At 68.2% G+C, this 17,531-nt stretch carries 11 protein-coding genes; 9 read left to right on the top strand and 2 right to left on the bottom strand.

What is annotated here, in order from left to right; translation table 11 throughout:
* The first annotated feature begins 189 nt into the window (after positions 1-189).
* Positions 190-2,238, top strand: coding sequence for an ATP-dependent DNA helicase (locus ACZK45_RS16435; RefSeq protein WP_478444928.1), 2,049 nt, complete (start codon positions 190-192; stop codon positions 2,236-2,238).
* A 9-nt stretch (positions 2,239-2,247) separates the two neighbouring features.
* On the top strand, positions 2,248-2,961 hold the full coding sequence (gene tsaB, locus ACZK45_RS16430) for a tRNA (adenosine(37)-N6)-threonylcarbamoyltransferase complex dimerization subunit type 1 TsaB (RefSeq protein ID WP_478444927.1): 714 nt from the start codon (positions 2,248-2,250) through the stop codon (positions 2,959-2,961).
* A 502-nt stretch (positions 2,962-3,463) separates the two neighbouring features.
* Here tsaB and ACZK45_RS16425 read toward each other — a convergent pair.
* Both ACZK45_RS16425 and gshB read right to left on the bottom strand, forming a co-directional pair.
* Positions 3,464-4,348, bottom strand: a complete 885-nt coding sequence (locus ACZK45_RS16425) for an energy transducer TonB family protein (protein WP_125895864.1) — start codon at positions 4,346-4,348, stop codon at positions 3,464-3,466.
* Positions 4,348-5,295: a glutathione synthase gene (gene gshB / locus ACZK45_RS16420; RefSeq protein ID WP_012511876.1), complete on the bottom strand. Its 948-nt coding sequence runs from the start codon at positions 5,293-5,295 to the stop codon at positions 4,348-4,350. The genes ACZK45_RS16425 and gshB overlap by 1 nt, the downstream gene beginning before the upstream one ends.
* A 240-nt stretch (positions 5,296-5,535) precedes the next feature.
* On the opposite strand from gshB, the gene pilG reads away from it, so the two are divergent.
* From pilG to ACZK45_RS16385, 7 genes are all read left to right on the top strand, one after another.
* A complete protein-coding gene (gene pilG / locus ACZK45_RS16415) occupies positions 5,536-5,937 on the top strand; it encodes a twitching motility response regulator PilG (protein WP_005418455.1) in 402 nt (133 codons plus the stop codon).
* Between the two features lie 18 nt (positions 5,938-5,955).
* Entirely contained in the window at positions 5,956-6,318 is a 363-nt protein-coding gene (locus ACZK45_RS16410) for a response regulator (RefSeq protein ID WP_005410717.1), read from the top strand.
* Entirely contained in the window at positions 6,318-6,848 is a 531-nt protein-coding gene (locus ACZK45_RS16405; protein ID WP_005410716.1) for a chemotaxis protein CheW, read from the top strand. Before ACZK45_RS16410 ends, ACZK45_RS16405 begins: the two co-directional genes overlap by 1 nt.
* Before the next feature lie 41 nt (positions 6,849-6,889).
* Positions 6,890-8,926 (top strand): methyl-accepting chemotaxis protein, encoded by a 2,037-nt coding sequence (locus tag ACZK45_RS16400; protein ID WP_032130100.1) that lies wholly within the window; start codon positions 6,890-6,892, stop codon positions 8,924-8,926.
* Between the two features lie 100 nt (positions 8,927-9,026).
* Positions 9,027-15,725 (top strand): Hpt domain-containing protein, encoded by a 6,699-nt coding sequence (locus ACZK45_RS16395; protein WP_478444926.1) that lies wholly within the window; start codon positions 9,027-9,029, stop codon positions 15,723-15,725.
* Positions 15,712-17,052, top strand: coding sequence for a chemotaxis protein CheB (locus ACZK45_RS16390; RefSeq protein ID WP_478444925.1), 1,341 nt, complete (start codon positions 15,712-15,714; stop codon positions 17,050-17,052). Before ACZK45_RS16395 ends, ACZK45_RS16390 begins: the two co-directional genes overlap by 14 nt.
* Complete coding sequence (locus ACZK45_RS16385; protein ID WP_006385148.1) at positions 17,049-17,513, top strand: chemotaxis protein CheW; 465 nt, start codon at positions 17,049-17,051, stop codon at positions 17,511-17,513. The genes ACZK45_RS16390 and ACZK45_RS16385 overlap by 4 nt, the downstream gene beginning before the upstream one ends.
* Positions 17,514-17,531: the final 18 nt, after the last annotated feature.

The raw sequence follows: 17,531 nt of genomic DNA, 5'->3' as shown, positions 1-17,531 counted from the left end.
TTGGATCTGGTGTCCAACTCCCGGGGGTCACTTCATGGATGGGTTTACGGCGTGTCCTGCCTGCCCCTCCCGCCCCACCCTGCACGCAGAAACCCAGAGCCGTGAACAACACCGTTGCCGTTGCTGGTGCTCTGGCTCTGGCTTGAAACGGGTGCCGGGCAGCGCCCGGCCGGGTATCCTTTCCCTCTGATGTCCGACCTTGTCCATGCCAGCCGCGAAGCCCTCAGCGACGGCGGCGCGCTCGCCTCGCACCTGGATGCATTCGTCCCGCGTCCGGCACAGCTGCACCTGACCGAAGCCATCGCCGATGCGCTGCAGCAGCGTGATCTGCTGCTGGCCGAGGCCGGTACCGGCACCGGCAAGACGTTTGCCTATCTGGTGCCGGTGCTGCTGTCCGGGTTGCGCACCATCATCTCCACAGGCACCCGCGCGCTGCAGGACCAGCTCTACCACCGCGATCTGCCACGGGTGCGTCAAGCACTCGGGGTCGGCCTGCGCAGTGCGCTGCTGAAAGGGCGTGCGAACTACCTGTGCCGCTATCGCCTGCAGCAGGCGCGCGGCGAGCCGCGTTTTTCCAGCCCTGAACAGGCGGCGCAGTTCCAGCGCATCCTGGCCTGGTCCGGTCGCTCGGAGTTCGGTGACATCGCCGAGCTCGACGGGCTGGCCGACGACTCCCCATTGCTGCCGATGGTCACCTCCACCGTCGACAACTGCCTGGGCACCGATTGCCCGTTCTGGGATGACTGCTTCGTGGTGCGTGCGCGGCAGCGTGCACAGGCTGCCGATGTGGTGGTGGTCAACCATCACCTGCTGCTGGCCGATCTGGCCCTGAAGCAGGATGGCTTCGGTGAACTGCTGCCGGGCGCCCAGGCCTTCGTCATCGACGAGGCGCACCAGTTGCCCGAACTGGCCGCGCAGTTCTTCGGCGAGGGTTTTGGCATGCGCCCGTGGCAGGAGCTCGGGCGCGATTGCCTGGCTGAAGCACGCGGTGTGGGCGGCGCGCAGTCGGCGCTGCAGGAACCGGTCGACCAGTTGCAGCAGGCGCTGCTGGCGCTGCGTTCGGCGATGGAGGGACTGCCTCCGCGTGGCACGCAATGGCGCGCGCTGGCGATGCCACAGGTGCGCGACGGATTCGATACGGTGATGGCAGGGTTGGTGACCCTGGAGCAGGCATTGCAGCCGCTGCGCGAAGCGGCGGCGGGTCTGGATGCCTGTCATGCGCGGGCGCGCGAGGCGGTCTCGCGGCTCAGCCGCTGGCTGGGCGATGACGAACCCACTCTCGATTTCGACACCGATCCGTCGGAAGCGAGCAGTGCGGCCGATGTGCTCTGGTACGAGCTTACGCCGCGTGGTTTCCGTTGCCAGCGCACGCCGATGGATGTGTCCGGTCCGCTGCGTGAGCATCGCGAGCGCAGCCGTGCCGCGTGGATCTTCACTTCGGCAACGCTGACCGTTGGCGGTGGTTTCGATCACATCGCCACCCGCCTGGGCCTGGACGATCCGCACACGCTGGTGCAGCCAAGCCCGTTCAATTGGCCCGAGCAGGCGCTGTGCTACCTGCCCGAAGGCCTGCCCGATCCGGCGGCGCGCGGGTTTGGCACCGCGCTGATCCAGACCTTGCGGCCGGTGTTGCAGGCCTCGCAGGGCAGGGCCTTCCTGTTGTTCGCCTCGCACCGTGCATTGCGTGAGGCCGCCGAGGCATTGCGCGACGGGCCGTGGCCGCTGTTCGTGCAGGGTGAGGCGCCGCGTGCGACGCTGCTGCAGCGCTTCCGTGAATCGGGCAATGGCGTGCTGCTGGGCTCGGCCAGTTTCCGCGAGGGCGTGGATGTGGTCGGCGAAGCGCTGAGCGTGGTGATGATCGACAAGCTGCCGTTCGCGGCGCCGGATGACCCGGTGTACGAGGCGCGGCTGGAGGCGATCCGCAGCCAGGGCGGCAATCCGTTCCGCGACGAGCAATTGCCGCAGGCGGTGATCGCGCTGAAGCAGGGCGTCGGCCGCCTGATCCGCAGCGAGAGCGACCGTGGCGTGCTGGTACTGTGTGACCCGCGCCTGCTCAACCGTGGCTATGGCCGGGTCTTCCTCGATTCGCTGCCGCCGTTCCGGCGTACTCGCAGCCTGGCCGATGTGCAGGCCTTCTTTACGCCACAATGGTCGCCTGCGGCCGATGATGCGGCTGCCCCAGTCGCTGTTGCGACCGGCCCCGAGCCGGGGCCCGGTGCCACGTTCCCCTTGTTCTGACCCGATCCGATGAAACTGCTCGCCTTTGAAACCGCCACCGAAGCCTGTTCCGTTGCCCTGCATGTCGATGGGCAGGTGCTGGAACGCTTCGAGATCGCCCCGCGCCGGCACGCCGAACTGAGCCTGCCGTGGGCGGAGGCGCTGCTGGCCGAAGCCGGCATCAGCCGCCGCCAGCTGGACGGCATCGCGCTCAGCCGCGGCCCGGGTGCGTTCACTGGCGTACGCCTGGCTATCGCGATTGCCCAGGGCATCGCACTGGCACTGGACCGTCCGCTGTTGCCGGTCTCGACGCTGCAGGTGCTGGCGTTGCGGGCACCGGCGGAAGAAACTCAGATCCTGTCAGCGATCGATGCGCGGATGGGCGAACTGTATGTCGCGCGCTTCGAGCGTGTGGACGGCCTGCCGGTGGTGCGTGATGCCGAGCGCGTATGCGCACCCGCTGCGGTATCGCTACCGGAAGGGCTGTCCGCCTACGGCGTTGGTACCGGGTTTGGTGCGGCCGAGGGTGCGCTTGTTACGCAGTTGGGCGCTGGCCTGCGCGGCGTTGATGCCACTGCGTTGCCGCGGGCGTCGGACGTGCTGGCACTGGCGGTGCCGGCCTTCGCCCGCGGCGAAGCCATCGCACCGGAGAAGGTCGAGCCGGCGTACCTGCGCGACAACGTGGCACTGACCCTGGTCGAGCAACAGGCCGCGCGCGAGGCGAAGGCGAAGGCCAACGGCTGAGCCCCTCGTGGCGGGGTTGGTTGATCGCGTAAATCAAAAGCCGCGCTTGGCCGGGCGGGGTGGGTTCGCGGGGGACGCCGTGAACCCGTCCCTGGGGGCTTAGCCGCGCCATCCATGGCGCGGATACCCCCGCGAACCCACCCCGCCCGACCTCTGACAGTCTCCGTGTGCGTCCGCCACGGAAAATCAAAAGAAAATCAAAGTCAAAAGCGGGTCGCTTCGCTCGCATCCACGCGTGGCGTGGATGTGTGTCGACCAAGGTCGACACCTACCAACAGCGGAGCGGGACGCGATGCGCCGGGATCTGTCAGAGGTGGGGCGGGGTGGCTGGGCAGGACCGTTGGCGCCATGGATGGCGCCATCGAGCCCCCAAGGATGGGTTTACGGCGTGTCCTGGCCAGCCACCCCGCCACACCAAATCCACAGTCCAACCGCCGCCTTTGACGTTGACGTTGACGTTGACGTTCAGCGGGTCCCGGGCCGCAGGCCCGGGCAACAAACCCTACCGGTCGTCGTGCAGGGTGCCGCCCGGCAGGAACACCCACGTGCGCGTGACCTGCAGGATATCGATCTCATCCTCGGTCTTCGGCAACGGCGGGAACGGCTGCGCCAGCTTCACCACCCGCAGTGCGGCCTCATCCAGCAACGGCGTCCCGCTCGAACGCAGGATCCGGCTGCTTTCCACGCTGCCATCGCGGCGCACCCCCACGCTGATCACCACCTGGCCACCCAGGCGGCGCTGCCGGGCCTCGTCCGGGTAGTTCAGGTTGCCGACGCGCTCGGCGCGATCGACCCAGGCACGCAGGTAGTTGGCATAGGCATATTCGCGCGTGCTGGCCGACACGAACTTGCGGTTCGGACGCTTGGCGTACTGCGCCGAGCGCAGGTGCACTTCAGCGGCCAGGCGGGCCATTTCCACATCGCGCTGCTCGCGCGCGCTCAGCGGTGCGTCCGGTTCGGGCTGATCCGGCGTGGGCCGGGACTGCGCCTGCGCGACCACCTCTTCGCCATTGCGGCTGCTGACCACCCGCGCCTGCGGCGGCGGAACCGGTGCGGCCGATTGCTGCTGCTGCGGAATCGGGCTGATTCCGGACTGGGCCTGCGGCACGATGCCGGCCTGGTTGTCACGCGGACGCTGTGCGCGGTCGTGTTCGCCACCGCCTTCCTGGTTGGCTGCGGCCAGGAAATCAGCCTGCTTCGGCGTCAGTGCGGTGCGGGTCTGGCTGAAGATCACTTCCAGCGTCGGCACCAGCGGTGCATCGCCCTTCACGGCGAAGCCCACGCCCAGGATCAGCAGGGCGTGGACCAGCACCGACAGCGCGATGGTCGCCCCCAGCCGTTGCGCTTCGCGCGGCGGCGGGGGCAGTACGGCAGGTGCGGCAGACATCAGCGCAGGCCGGCCTCGAGTGCGTCGAACAGGGTGCCGGCAATGTTCAGGCCGTACTGTGCGTCCAGTTCGCGCACGCAGGTCGGGCTGGTCACGTTGACCTCGGTCAGGTAATCACCGATCACGTCCAGGCCGACGAAGCGCATGCCGCGACGCTTCATCTCCGGCCCGACCTGGGCGGCGATCCAGCGGTCGCGCTCGCTCAGCGGGCGGCCTTCGCCGCGGCCACCGGCGGCGAGGTTGCCGCGGAATTCATCACCCTGCGGGATGCGCGCCAGGCAGTAGTCGACGGGTTCGCCATCGACCAGCAGGATGCGCTTGTCGCCGGCGGTGATGTCGGGAATGAACTTCTGTGCCAGCGCCATCCTGTGGCCGCCGTCGGTCAGGGTTTCCAGGATCACATTCAGGTTCGGATCGCCCTGGCCGCTGCGGAAGATCGAGCGGCCGCCCATGCCATCCAGCGGCTTCAGAACCGCCTGGCCGTGTTCCAGGGCAAAGGCCTTCAGCGCCTTGGCATCGCGGCTGACCAGGGTCGGCGGGCAGCACTGCGGGAACAGCAGGGCGGCAAGCTTCTCGTTGTAGTCGCGCAGGCCCTGCGGGTTGTTGACCACGCAGGCACCGGCAGCGGCGGCCACGTCCAGCACCTGGGTGTCGTAGATGTACTCGGCGTCGACCGGAGGGTCCTTGCGCATCAGCACGATCTGGCCGGGACCGAACTCGGTACGGCTGAACGCACCCAGCTCATACCAGCCGGCCGGGTCGTCGCGCACCTGCAGCGGTGCGGTCTGGGCCACCGCCACGCCACCTTCCAGGGCCAACCCGCCCGGGCGCACGTAGTGCAGGGCATGGCCGCGGCGCTGGGCTTCCAGCAACATGGCGAAGGTGGTGTCCTTGGCGATCTTGATGTGGGCGATGGGGTCCATCACCACGATGACGTTCAACGGCATGGGCGCACCTGTCTGGCAAGGCGTTGATGGTAGCGGCAACGCCGGTCGCGCGCCTCCCCGCCTTACTGCAACGCAGCGTCCGCCCGGCGGTCGCGCACGCATTGCGAAACCCGTCACGTTCAGGAGGGTGCCATGCCCCGCGCCATGGGGCGGCCTTGAAGCGGGCGCGGAAAGTGCGATATAGATACGCTTTCGTAGCGGCCCCCGCCAGAGATCGGGCCGTGCGCTTGGGGATAGGCAATGACTGAAAACACGACTGCGGGCGGGGAACTCGCAGGACTCCGGGTGATGGTCATCGATGATTCGAAGACCATCCGCAGGACTGCGGAAACGCTGCTCAAGCGCGAAGGCTGCGAGGTGGTCACCGCCACCGACGGCTTCGAAGCGCTTGCGAAGATCGCAGACCAGCAACCGCAGATCATCTTCGTCGACATCATGATGCCGCGCCTGGACGGCTACCAGACCTGTGCGCTGATCAAGGGCAACCAGCTGTTCAAGGCGACCCCGGTCATCATGCTGTCGTCCAAGGATGGCCTGTTCGACAAGGCGCGGGGACGCATCGTCGGCTCGGAGCAGTACCTGACGAAGCCTTTCACGCGTGAAGAACTGCTGGGTGCCATCCGCACATACGTCAACGCCTGACCAGGGGGGAAAGGCACAATGGCTCGTATCGTTCTGATCGAGGATTCACCGACCGACCGCGCGGTGTTCACCCAGTGGCTGCGCCGTGCCGGCCATGAGGTGCTGGAAGCGGACAACGCCGAGGATGGACTGCAGCTGGTCCGCGACCAGGTGCCGCAGCTGGTACTGATGGACGTGGTCCTGCCCGGCATGAGCGGCTTCCAGGCCACCCGCGCGATGGCCCGTGACGCAGCGATCAAGCACATCCCGGTGATCATCGTCAGCACCAAGGCGATGGAAACCGACAAGGCATGGGGCCTGCGCCAGGGTGCAGCCGATTACATCGTCAAGCCGCCGCGCGAGGATGAACTGATCGCGCGGATCAACGAACTGGTGGCCTGATGCGCTCGCCCTTCGACATTCTCGAAGCCTACGAACGGCGCAGCCTGGCCCATGCGGTGCAGCTGCCCGAACGGCAGTTCGCCCAGGACCTCTGGCGTGGCGTGGGCTACCGCGTCGGCCAGCGCCGGCTGGTGTCCGATTTCCGCGAAGTGGTGGAAATCGTGCCGATGCCGCCGGTGACCCCGGTGCCGTGCGCGCAGCCGTGGCTGCTGGGCGTGGGCAACCTGCGCGGCAACCTGTTCCCGGTGGTCGACCTGAAGTACTTCCTGGAAGGCACGCGTACCGTGCAGCAGGAAGGCCAGCGCGTGCTGATCATGCGCCAGGCCGGCGGCGACGTCGCGCTGACCATCGATGAACTGTTCGGCCAGCGCAGCTTCGAACTGGACCAGCAGATCGCGGCCGGCACGCTGGCCGAAGGACGTTACGGCCACTTCGTCGATCGCGCCTTCCACGCCGACGGCCACGACTGGGGCGTGTTCTCGCTCTCGCTGCTGTCGCGTACCCCTGAATTCCGGCAAGCCGCGGCCTGAGGCCGGGCATCGCCCCCTGCATTGAAGATCGAGGTTGAACGATGAGTACTGCTTCGGACGCCACCAAGACCGGCAAGCTGCGGCTGGGCGGCAGCAACCTCTGGCTGTTCCTGCTGCTGGCATCGATGATCCTGTTCGGCGTCAACACCGGCGTCGCCACCTGGCAGGGCAGTCGCCTGGCCGATGCCGGTTCCAAGGCAGCCGACCTGCAGGTGCTGTCGCAGCAGCTGGCCAACCAGGGCCGTGACGCGGTGGGCGGCAACGCGCAGGCGTTCACCGCCTTCAAGGCCACCCGCAACGCGATCGAACAGAACGTGTCGACCCTGCAGGGGCGCTACGGCAAGGAGCCGGGCGTGTCGGGTGCGATCGCCACCCTGGCCGAAACCTGGGCGCCGCTGGGCAAGCAGGCCGGGCAGCTGGTCGCCAGTGAACCGGCGGTGCTGGCGCTGGCCGGCAATGCCAACAACTTCACCGGCGCGGTGCCGGGCCTGCAGGCCCAGCTGAACGAGCTGGTGCGTGCGATGTCCGCCTCCGGCGCGCCGTCGTCGCAGGTGTACAGCGCCCTGCAGCAGGTGGTGGTGGCCGGCTCCATGGCCCGTCGCGTGACCGAAATGCGCGCCGGTGGCAGCGCTGCGGCGACGTCCGGCGATGCACTGGCACGCGACATCACCGTGTTCTCGCAGGTGCTCGACGGCCTGCGCAACGGCAACGAGGAACTGGGCATCACTGCCGTGCGCGGTGCTGCTGCCGTGGCCGCACTGGAGCAGTCGCAGCAGAAGTGGGAAGCAATGAAGCAGGACGCCGACGCGATCCTGGCCAGCTCGCGCCAGCTGTTCGCCGCACAGTCGGCGGCCACTGCGCTGGGCCAGGGGTCGGCACACATGCTGGACGACAGCCGCAAGCTGTTCGAGGCGTTCTCCTCGTTCGGCTCGGTGTCCGACACCCGCCTGTTCCCGAACTTCTGGATCGGCGTGGTGTCCGGTGCGCTGTCGCTGATCGCGATCATCGGCTTCGTCTCCACCAACGTGCGCAGCCGCTCGCGCGAGCAGGAACTGCGCTACCAGACCCAGGTGGAGTTCAACAGCCGCAACCAGCAGGCGATCATGCGGCTGCTGGACGAAATCTCCTCGCTGGGTGAGGGCGACCTGACAGTGAAGGCCTCGGTGACCGAGGACATGACCGGCGCCATCGCCGACGCGATCAACTACGCCGTCGACGAGCTGCGCCACCTGGTGACCACCATCAACGACACCTCGGCCAAGGTCGCGCTGTCCACCCAGGAAACCCAGGCCACCGCCATGCAGTTGGCAGAAGCGGCGGGCCACCAGGCCAACCAGATCACCTCGGCTTCGGACCGCATCGGCGAAATCGCGGCGAGCATCGAACAGGTGTCGCGCAACTCGGCCGAGTCGGCCGACGTGGCACAACGCTCGGTGGTGATCGCCGCCGAAGGTGCCGGCGTGGTGCGCGAGACCATCCAGGGCATGGACCAGATCCGTGACCAGATCCAGGAAACCTCCAAGCGCATCAAGCGCCTGGGTGAGTCCTCGCAGGAAATCGGCTCGATCGTGGAACTGATCAACGACATTTCCGAGCAGACCAACATCCTGGCATTGAACGCGGCGGTGCAGGCGGCTTCGGCCGGTGAAGCGGGCCGCGGTTTCGCGGTCGTGGCCGACGAAGTGCAGCGCCTGGCAGAACGCACCTCGGGCGCAACCCGACGCATCGAGAACCTGGTCCAGGCCATTCAGGCCGATACCAACGAAGCGGTCACCTCGATGGAACAGACCACCGCCGAAGTGGTGTCCGGTGCACGCCTGGCCGAGGACGCCGGCACCGCACTGACCGAAATCGAGCGCGTGTCCAATGCACTGAACACCCTCATCAAGAACATCTCCATCGCCGCCCAGCAGCAGTCGGCTGCGGCCTCGGACATCACCCGCACCATGGGCGTGATCCGGCAGATCACCGGCCAGACCTCGCAGGGTGCCGGGCAGACCGCCGAATCGATCGGTCACCTCGCGCAGCTGGCGGCCGACCTGCGCCGTTCGGTCGCCGACTTCAAGCTGCCGGCGTGACGCGGGCAGGGCGGCGAGCAAGGAACCAGTCGATGAAGCATTTCCATTCCCCACGCCAGAACTCGCGCGGCTTCCGCGCGGCGGCGACCGGAGCGCGTCCATGAGCAGTCTGCGCGATGCGATGAGCCACGCAGCGCTGGGCTGGGTCAAGCCCGAGCTGGACGAGACCCTGCGCCAGGTGCGCAACGAGGTCGAGTACTACGCGGAAGACCCGGCCGATGCCAGCCGCATGCGCATCTGCGCCGGCTACCTGCACCAGGTGCAGGGCACCCTGCGCATGGTCGAGCTGTACGCCCCGGCGATGGTGGCCGAGGAGCTGGAGCAGCTGGCCAATGCCATCGGCGCCGGTAGCGTGGCTGATCGGGATGAAGCCTGCGCGACCCTGATGCGCGGCAGCGTGCTGCTGCCCGATTACCTGGAGCGCCTGCAGAACGGTCACCGCGACATTCCGATCGTGCTGATGCCGCTGCTCAACGAAATCCGTGCCGCGCGGGGCGAAGAAGGGGTGCATGACAGCGTGCTGCTGGCGTTCGCGCCGGACAGCGTCAGCGCCACCGAGGCCGAGCTGGACCATGCCCGTGGCAGCCTGAGCGGGCGCAACCGCGAGCTGCTGGATACCGTGGGCAGCGCGGTGAAGGAAGAACTGCTGCGTATCAAGGATGCGCTGGACCTGCACCTGCGTACTGGCGGTGCGCCCGAACAGCTGCAGACCCAGGCCAACGAACTTGGCGCCGTGGCCGATACGCTGGGCATGATGGGCCTGGGCGTTGCCCGCGGGGTGGTCGTGCAGCAGCGCGATGCGCTGCGTGGCGTGGTCGAAGGGCGCCAGCAGATCGACGAGAACCTGCTGCTGGATATCGCCGGCGCATTGCTCTACGTGGACGCGTCGCTGGACGACCAGGTCGCCCATCTGGGCGCCGGCGGCAGTGGCGAAGATGACCCCAGCGCGATGGAGAACCGGCGCACGGTGGAGGTGCTGGCACATGAGGCCATCGCCAACTTCGCCGCCGCCCGCGAGCATTTCGTCGCTTTCATTGAAACCAGCTGGAACCATGCCGAGCTGCAGGACGTGCCGCGCCTGCTGGGCGATGTGTCCGGTGCGCTGCGCATGCTCGACCTGAACACCGCCGCCGATTACCTGCGCGGTGTGCAGCAGTACATCGAAGCCGAGCTGATCGGTCGCCAGCGCGTGCCCAGTGGCCGCCAGCTGGACACCCTGGCCGATGCCATGGCCAGCCTGGAGTACTACCTCGAGGCTCTGCGCGACCGCCGCCCGGGCCGCGAGGACATCCTCGACATCACCCGCAGCAGCCTTGAAGCGTTGCGCTATTGGCCGTTGCCGGACCGCAATGCGGTGGCGCCTGTTGCCGCCGCGCCGATTCCGTTCGCATCGCTGCTGGTGGACCGCGAGCCGATCGCGCTGCAGGCCGAGCCGGTACAGCCGGAGCCCATCGAGATTCCGGTGCAGCCGGCCGCGCCCGCCGCCGGCACGGTGCCGGTGCCGCTGCCGGACTTCACCTTCGATCCGCCACCGGCCGCGCCTGCACCGGAGGTGGTGGACAACCGCCTGATGTTCGGGGCGCTGGGGAGTGTCGCCTCCACACCGCTGTCGCTGCATGACGACGCGGATGCACCGCTGGTCTTCGCCGCGTCCAGCGCGCCTGCGCCCGAGGTACCGCAATGGGATCTCGCACCGTTCCATCCGGACTCCGAGCCGACCGCGAGTGCCGAAGACGAGCGCAGTCCGACCTTCGCCAGCTTCGACCCGGTCAGTTTCGAACGGGCCGAAACCAGCGTGGAACCGGCGCCGCAGTGGACACTGTCGGAGGCAACACCGCCGGCATTGGCCGATGTGGCTGTGATGGATGTCGAGGACGACGTCGACGCGTCGGTGCCTTTTGACACCGCTGACGTTGCCGCGCCCGTGTTCGACCCGGTGGCTGCCGAGCACGATGTGGTCGCCGCCGGTGACGACGTGGTGTTCCGTTTCGACGCCGATGCGCTGGACAATGCCGACGACGTGCTGTCGCTGCACGCGATGGAGACGCTGTCGCTGGACGACGATGCCGGATTGCACCCGGCGCTGGAGATCGTCGATCCCGCTGCACCCGTGCGGGTGGACGAAAGCCCTGTGGTTGCCGAAGCGGACGCGGTTCCGGCGGATGTGCAGGAGGACGTGCCCGCGCCGATGGCCGAGGTGCTGACGCCGGTCTCCGATGCACCGGCACCGGCACCGGCGGTGTCGGTGATTGATATCGACACCATCGCGCCCATCGACTTCAGCGAAGCCGACGCGCAGTTCTTCGCCGAGCTGAGCGCGGCGGCGGCCGATTTCAATCCGCAGGCCATGGCGGCTCCGCCCGCTGCGGACATCCCGGTCGTGGCCGGCACCGAGACCGGCTTCGAGGCCGGCTTCGACGACGATGCCGAGAACATCGACGAGGACATCCGCGAGGTGTTCCTGGAAGAGTTCGACGACGAGCTGGCCAACCTGGGCACGCTGCTGCCGGCATGGCGCATGCAGCTGGACAACATGGACCGGCTGCGGCCGATCCGCCGCATCTTCCACACCCTCAAGGGCAGTGGCCGCCTGGTGGGTGCACGCACCCTGGGCGAGTTCGCCTGGAAGATCGAAGGCATGCTCAATCGCGTGCTCGATGGCAGTCGCCCGGCGACTCCGGCGGTGCTGGCGATGGTCGACAACGCCCATGCCGCGCTGCCGCAGCTGAACGCCGCGCTGCGCCATGGCCAGCGCATCAGCGTGGACCTGCAGGCGATGCAGGCCATTGCCGATCGGGTCGGTGCCGGCGAGGAGACCTTCTACGTGCCGTTGCCGGCTGCGGCCGCACCGGCAGCGACACTGGCCGAGTCCGAAGGCGAAGACGAAATCAGCCGCCTGCTGGAAGCCGAGGCCGCTGCGTCGGCGCAGGCCGATGCCACGGCGGTGGCGGAAGACGCCGGTACCCCGGCCAACATCGACAGCGTACTGCGCGAGATCCTTGAGGCCGAGGTCGAACTCCACCAGGCGACCCTGCAGGAATGGCTGCGCTCGGCGCAGCAGGCACCGCAGCCGGTCAGCGACGCACTGCTGCGTGCGGTGCACACCATGAACGGCGCCTTCGCGATGACCGAAGTGCCGGAAATCACGGCGGTCACCGGCGGTGCCGAGTCCTACATCAAGCGCGCCCTGGCCGCCGACGTGGTGCCTGGCGACGAGGGCGTAGCCGCACTGGATGCGACCGCGCAGGCGATCACCGCGACCATGGAGGCGCTGCAGGCCGAACAGCCGCGGATTGTTCCGCAGGGCGCGTTGGTACAGCGGCTGCAGGCATTGGCCGGCGAGCTGCCGGAAGCGCGCTGGCCGCTGTTCGCGCTGGAAGACGAGGACGAAGAGGCCGTCGAGCTGGCGCCTGATGCCGAGCAGGCATCCGCGGCCGAAGCGCCGCTGGCCGGGCTGGACACGCTGGACGAAACCAGCATGCCGTCCGCTTTCAATGCGGCGACCGATCTCATTGCCGAGCCGCAGTCGCATGCCGAAGATGCGCTGGAACCGGTTCCAGCTGCAACCGGGCTGGAGGCGCTGGACGTCGCAGCCGACAGCGGCCTGGACGTGGGTGAGCTGACCGCCAGCGACGATCTTTCGCGTTACTTCGACGCCGGCTGGCCGTCGGTGCCGGGCGAGGGTGAACCTGCCGCGGACGACACCGGCGCGATTGAATCGATCCAGCCGATTGAAAGTGCGCCTGATGTTGCCCAGCACGAATCAGATGCCGTGCCGGCGATCGCGACGGTCGACGACGCTGACCTGACCATGGCGGACGATCTGTCGCCGTACCTCGACGCCAGTGCGCTGCCGGTGGATGACCGCGACGCGGAAGAGTTGCCGGTGTCTGCGGAAGTTGACGCGATCGACCTGAATACGCCGTTGCCGTTTGATTCGGACAGTGACGATGACAACGTCATTGACGACGCTGCTGCACTGCCACTCGACAGCGAGCTGTCGAGCCTGCAGGATGAAATGGCTGTGCCGGGTTTTGCAGAACCGGTCACGCTGGCAGCCGCGCTCGAGGCCGGCCTGCACGTGATCGAGGAGGAGCAGACCCTGGACGACGACGGGCAATGGCCCGTGATCGGCCTCCAGGCCAGCGAACTCGCGCCGGGTGAGGCAGATGCCTTTGCCGAGGATGCGGACGTCGGCGGGGAGGCGGCGGTCGGTGAAGGAGAGAGCGCCGATCAGCCGTCCCCGGCGACGGTGATTGAGGAGATCACCGCAGAGGCGCCGCAGGGCGGCACTGCTGCGGTGCGCTTCTTCGAAATGGAAGACGCACCGGGCCAGGGCACGGTCGATACCGATGCACAGGTTGCAGCGACCGACATCGTGCCGCGTGCGCCGCACCACGAGCAGGCACCTGTTGCGGCGGATGCCGAAGACGGCGCCGATGCACTCGACTTCAGCGTGTACGACCGCGAGCTGGTCGATATCTTTGTCGAGGAAGGCAAGGACCTGCTCGACCACTGCGATGGCCTGATCAGCGAACTGCGCGATGCACCGCAGGACCGCGAGGTGCTGGCCGGCCTGCAGCGTGATCTGCACACCCTGAAGGGTGGCGCACGCATGGCTGGCATCAATGCCATCGGCGACCTTGGCCACAGCATCGAATCGCTGCTGGAGGCGGTGGCCGCTGGCCGTACCGAGATCGAACGTCGCGACGTGCAGCTGCTGGAGCGTGGCTTTGACCGCCTGCACCAGCTGCTCACCCGCACCGGCGCGCACCGCGTGGTGGAGCCGGCGCAGGATCTGGTCGAAGCCTTCGAGGTCCGCACCACCATCGATATCGCCGCAGCCGCTGCGGCCGCGCGTGCGGCCAGCGAGATCGAGACCGTGCCCGCACAGGCCGCGGGCCCACTGGCGGCCCCGATCGAAGCGCCGCTGTCGGCTCCGCTTCCGGCCGAGGGCGTGGTCGATGAAGATCCGCTGGCGCGTCCGCAGCAGGAGCAGGTGCGCGTGCGTGCCGACCTGCTCGACCGCCTGGTCAACCATGCCGGTGAAGTGGCGATCTACCGCTCGCGGCTTGAACAGCAGCTGGGTGCCTTCCGTGGTGCCATGGGCGAACTGGAGCGCACCAATGCGCGACTGCGCGACCAGCTGCGGCGACTCGACCTGGAAACCGAGGCGCAGATCGTCGCCCGCTACCAGCGCGAGCAGGACCAGGCCGACCAGAAGTTCGATCCGCTGGAGCTGGACCGCTTCTCCACCCTGCAGCAGCTCAGCCGTGCGCTGAACGAGTCGGCGGCCGACCTGGGGGGCCTGCAGGGCGTGCTGGACGATCTGTCGCGCCAGTACGATTCGCTGCTGCAGCAGCAGTCGCGCGTCAGCTCCGAGCTGCAGGATGGCCTGATGCGCGCGCGCATGGTGCCGTTCGATGGCCTGGTGCCGCGCCTGCGCCGCGTGGTCCGCCAGTCCGGCATGGATACCGGCAAGCAGGTCCACCTGACCCTGGAAGGAACCCACGGCGAACTGGACCGCAACGTCCTCGACCGCATGGTCGCGCCGCTGGAACACATGCTGCGCAACTCCGTGGCCCATGGCCTGGAAGCGCCGGAACAGCGCCGTGCCGCCGGCAAGCCGGAGGAGGGCGAGATCGCCATCCGCCTGCACCGCGAAGGTTCGGAAATCGTGCTGGAAGTGGCCGATGACGGTGCTGGCCTGGACCGCGAGGCGATCCGCCGCCGCGCCATCGACCGTGGCCTGCTGGCCGCCGATGCGCAGCCGAACGAGCAGGAGCTGGACAACCTGATCTTCGCGTCCGGCTTCACCACCGCCGACCAGGTCAGCCAGCTGGCCGGTCGTGGCGTGGGCATGGACGTGGTGCGCAACGAAGTGCGCCAGCTCGGTGGCTCGGTCGACATCCAGTCGGTGCGGGGCCAGGGCGTACGCTTCACCCTGCGCCTGCCGCAGACGCTGGCCGTCACCCAGGCGGTGTTCGTGCAGATCGGCGAAACCACCTTCGCGGTGCCGGTGGCCTCGGTCAGTGGTATCGGCCGCCTGTCGCGCGAGCGTTTCGAAGCCGCCGACAGCAGCTACCGTTACAGCGGCGAAGACTATCCGCTGTACGACCTCGGCAGCCTGGTCGGGCAGGCCCTGGCGCGTGCCGATGGCCAGGACCAGGTGCCGCTGCTGCTGGTCCGTGCCGGTGATCTGCGTGCCGCCGTGGCGATCGACCAGGTGCTGGGCAACCGCGAAATCGTGGTCAAGCCGGTCGGCCTGCAGATCGCGTCGGTGCCGGGCATCTACGGTGCCACCATCACCGGCGATGGCCGCGTGGTGGTGATCCTGGACGTGGCGCCGCTGGTGCGCCGCTTCCTCGCCAACCCGACGCTGCCTGTGCTGGCCAACGCACCGCGCCAGGAGCGCCAGGTGCCGCTGGTGATGGTGGTCGACGACTCGCTGACGATGCGCAAGGTCACCGGCCGCATCCTCGAACGCCACAACTTCGAGGTCAGCGTCGCCCGCGACGGCGTGGAAGCGCTGGAACGCCTGGAAGAGCGCGTGCCGGACCTGATGCTGCTGGATATCGAGATGCCGCGCATGGATGGCTACGAGCTCGCCACCGCGATGCGTGGCGACCCGCGCTACAGGGACGTGCCGATCGTGATGATCACTTCGCGCAGCGGTGACAAGCACCGCCAGCGCGCCTTCGAGATCGGTGTCCAGCGTTACCTGGGCAAGCCGTACCAGGAACTGGACCTGATGCGTAACGTGTACGACCTGCTGGGGATCGCCCGTGTCCGTGAGTGAAACCCAAGCGGCTCCGGCCGTGGCCCTGCTGGCCCGTCCCGGCGCGGCGCGTGAGCGCCTGCGTGAGGCGTTGTCGCACGCCGATGTGCAGCTGGTGCTGGAAGATGATCCCAACACGCTGGAGGCGCGGGTCCTGCAGGAGGCGCGCCCACAGTTCGTGGTGATCGCGCTAGAAGCCGCCATCGAGGACGCCTTGGAGCGCCTGGAAGCGGTGCTGTCCGCACCGGGTCTGACCCTGGTCTTCGACGAGGCCGAACTGGCTGCACGTCGTGATGGCTGGGAGGCTCAGCGCTGGGGCCGTCATCTGTCCGCCAAGCTGCATGGCCACCAGCAGGTGTTGCCGCCGGGGGCCGAAGAAGAACCCAGCCTGCAGCTGGAGCCGGGCCACCCGGCACCGGCACCGGCGCCGCAGGAAGAAGCGCTGCAGCCGCACCTGGAGCAGGCATTGAGCTGGGCCGACGAGGTCCCCGCTGACACTCTGTACTTGCCGCCTGTACAGCTGCACGAACCGATCGCGCTGGAACAGGCGCTGGCCGCGCTGCAGCCGGTGGTGCCTGAGCCGCTGCAGGCCTCCGCACTGCCGTCGCTGGCAGAGACCGCGTCCGCAGTACCGCCGCTACCGCCGGTCTCCTTCGACCACACCGCCTGGTCGCTGGTCGAGGACGAGGCCGATGCCTCGGCAACCGCTCCGCACCACGCTGCGGTGGAGGCTCCGCTGCCTTCCTTCGATACCGGTCATCTGAGCCTGGTCGATCTGGATGCCGCAGCGCCCGTGGGCGCACGCGCCGGATCGCTGCTGGTGCTGGCCGGCATCGGTGGCCCGGATGCGCTGCGTCGCCTGCTCGGCGCGCTGCCGCCTTCGCTGAGCGTGCCGGTCCTGGTGCACATGCGCCTGGATGGCGGGCGCTACGGCAACCTGGTCAAGCAGATGGCACGCGTGTCGCCGTTGCCGGTGCAGCTGGCTGAAGCCGGCCAGCGTGCAACTCCGGGTGAAGTGCACGTGCTGGCCGATGACATCGGCGTGCAGGCAGCCAGTGACGGCCTGCATTTCGTCAGCGACGCGCAGGGCATTGCGATGGCCGCGCTGCCAGCTGACCACACCGCGCTGGTCCTGCTCAGCGGCGCTGACCTTGCGCATGTTGGTCCGGCGCTGGATCTGGCCGCCGCCGGTGCATGGGTGGCCGGGCAGGTGGGCGAGGGCTGCTACGACCCGGCTGCAGCCACGGCGGTGGTTGCTGCCGGCATGGTGGCCGGTGAACCGCAGGAACTGGCGCAGGCGATTGCCGCGCGCTGGGGTGAGCAGGACGACAACGGAGAAGCACCATGAGCTATGCCAGCAATGACGAAATCCGTGGCGTCCTGATCCAGGCCGGCAACGCGCGCGTGCTGCTGCCCAATGCCACCGTGGCCGAAATGATGTCGCGCGTGCCGGTGCAGCCGGTCTCCGATGCGCCGCGCTGGCTGGTCGGCGAGATCGGCTGGCATGGCTGGCAGGTGCCGCTGGTGTCGTTCGCGCGCCTTTCCGGGCTGGGCGAGGAAGCCGTGGGCGGCCACAACAAGGTGGTGGTGCTGAAGGCCCTCAGCGGCAACGCGCAACGCCCGTACTACGCTCTGCTGACGCAGAACTTCCCGCAGCTGATTTCGGTGCCGCGCGACGGCCTGCTGGCTGACGCCTCGGAAGAAACCCTGCCGGACATCGTGCACATGCGTGTGCTGCTGGGCGAGCAGAGCGCGCTGCTGCCGAACCTGGACGCGCTGGAAGCCGCCCTGGATTCGCTGGCGGCCTGATCGGACATCCGCCGGGCA

The sequence above is a fragment of the Stenotrophomonas sp. 63632_Sma genome, assembly GCF_056482875.1.
This window is presented reverse-complemented; position numbering and strand designations above follow the sequence as displayed.

Excerpts from the sequence above, each read along its gene's own strand:
- pilG (WP_005418455.1), top strand. The coding sequence starts at position 5,536 with ATGACTGAAAACACGACTGCGGGCGGGGAACTCGCAGGACTCCGGGTG.
- ACZK45_RS16435 (WP_478444928.1), top strand. The coding sequence starts at position 190 with ATGTCCGACCTTGTCCATGCCAGCCGCGAAGCCCTCAGCGACGGCGGC.
- ACZK45_RS16425 (WP_125895864.1), bottom strand. The coding sequence starts at position 4,348 with ATGTCTGCCGCACCTGCCGTACTGCCCCCGCCGCCGCGCGAAGCGCAA.
- ACZK45_RS16385 (WP_006385148.1), top strand. The coding sequence starts at position 17,049 with ATGAGCTATGCCAGCAATGACGAAATCCGTGGCGTCCTGATCCAGGCC.
- tsaB (WP_478444927.1), top strand. The coding sequence starts at position 2,248 with ATGAAACTGCTCGCCTTTGAAACCGCCACCGAAGCCTGTTCCGTTGCC.
- ACZK45_RS16410 (WP_005410717.1), top strand. The coding sequence starts at position 5,956 with ATGGCTCGTATCGTTCTGATCGAGGATTCACCGACCGACCGCGCGGTG.
- ACZK45_RS16400 (WP_032130100.1), top strand. The coding sequence starts at position 6,890 with ATGAGTACTGCTTCGGACGCCACCAAGACCGGCAAGCTGCGGCTGGGC.
- ACZK45_RS16405 (WP_005410716.1), top strand. The coding sequence starts at position 6,318 with ATGCGCTCGCCCTTCGACATTCTCGAAGCCTACGAACGGCGCAGCCTG.
- ACZK45_RS16395 (WP_478444926.1), top strand. The coding sequence starts at position 9,027 with ATGAGCAGTCTGCGCGATGCGATGAGCCACGCAGCGCTGGGCTGGGTC.
- gshB (WP_012511876.1), bottom strand. The coding sequence starts at position 5,295 with ATGCCGTTGAACGTCATCGTGGTGATGGACCCCATCGCCCACATCAAG.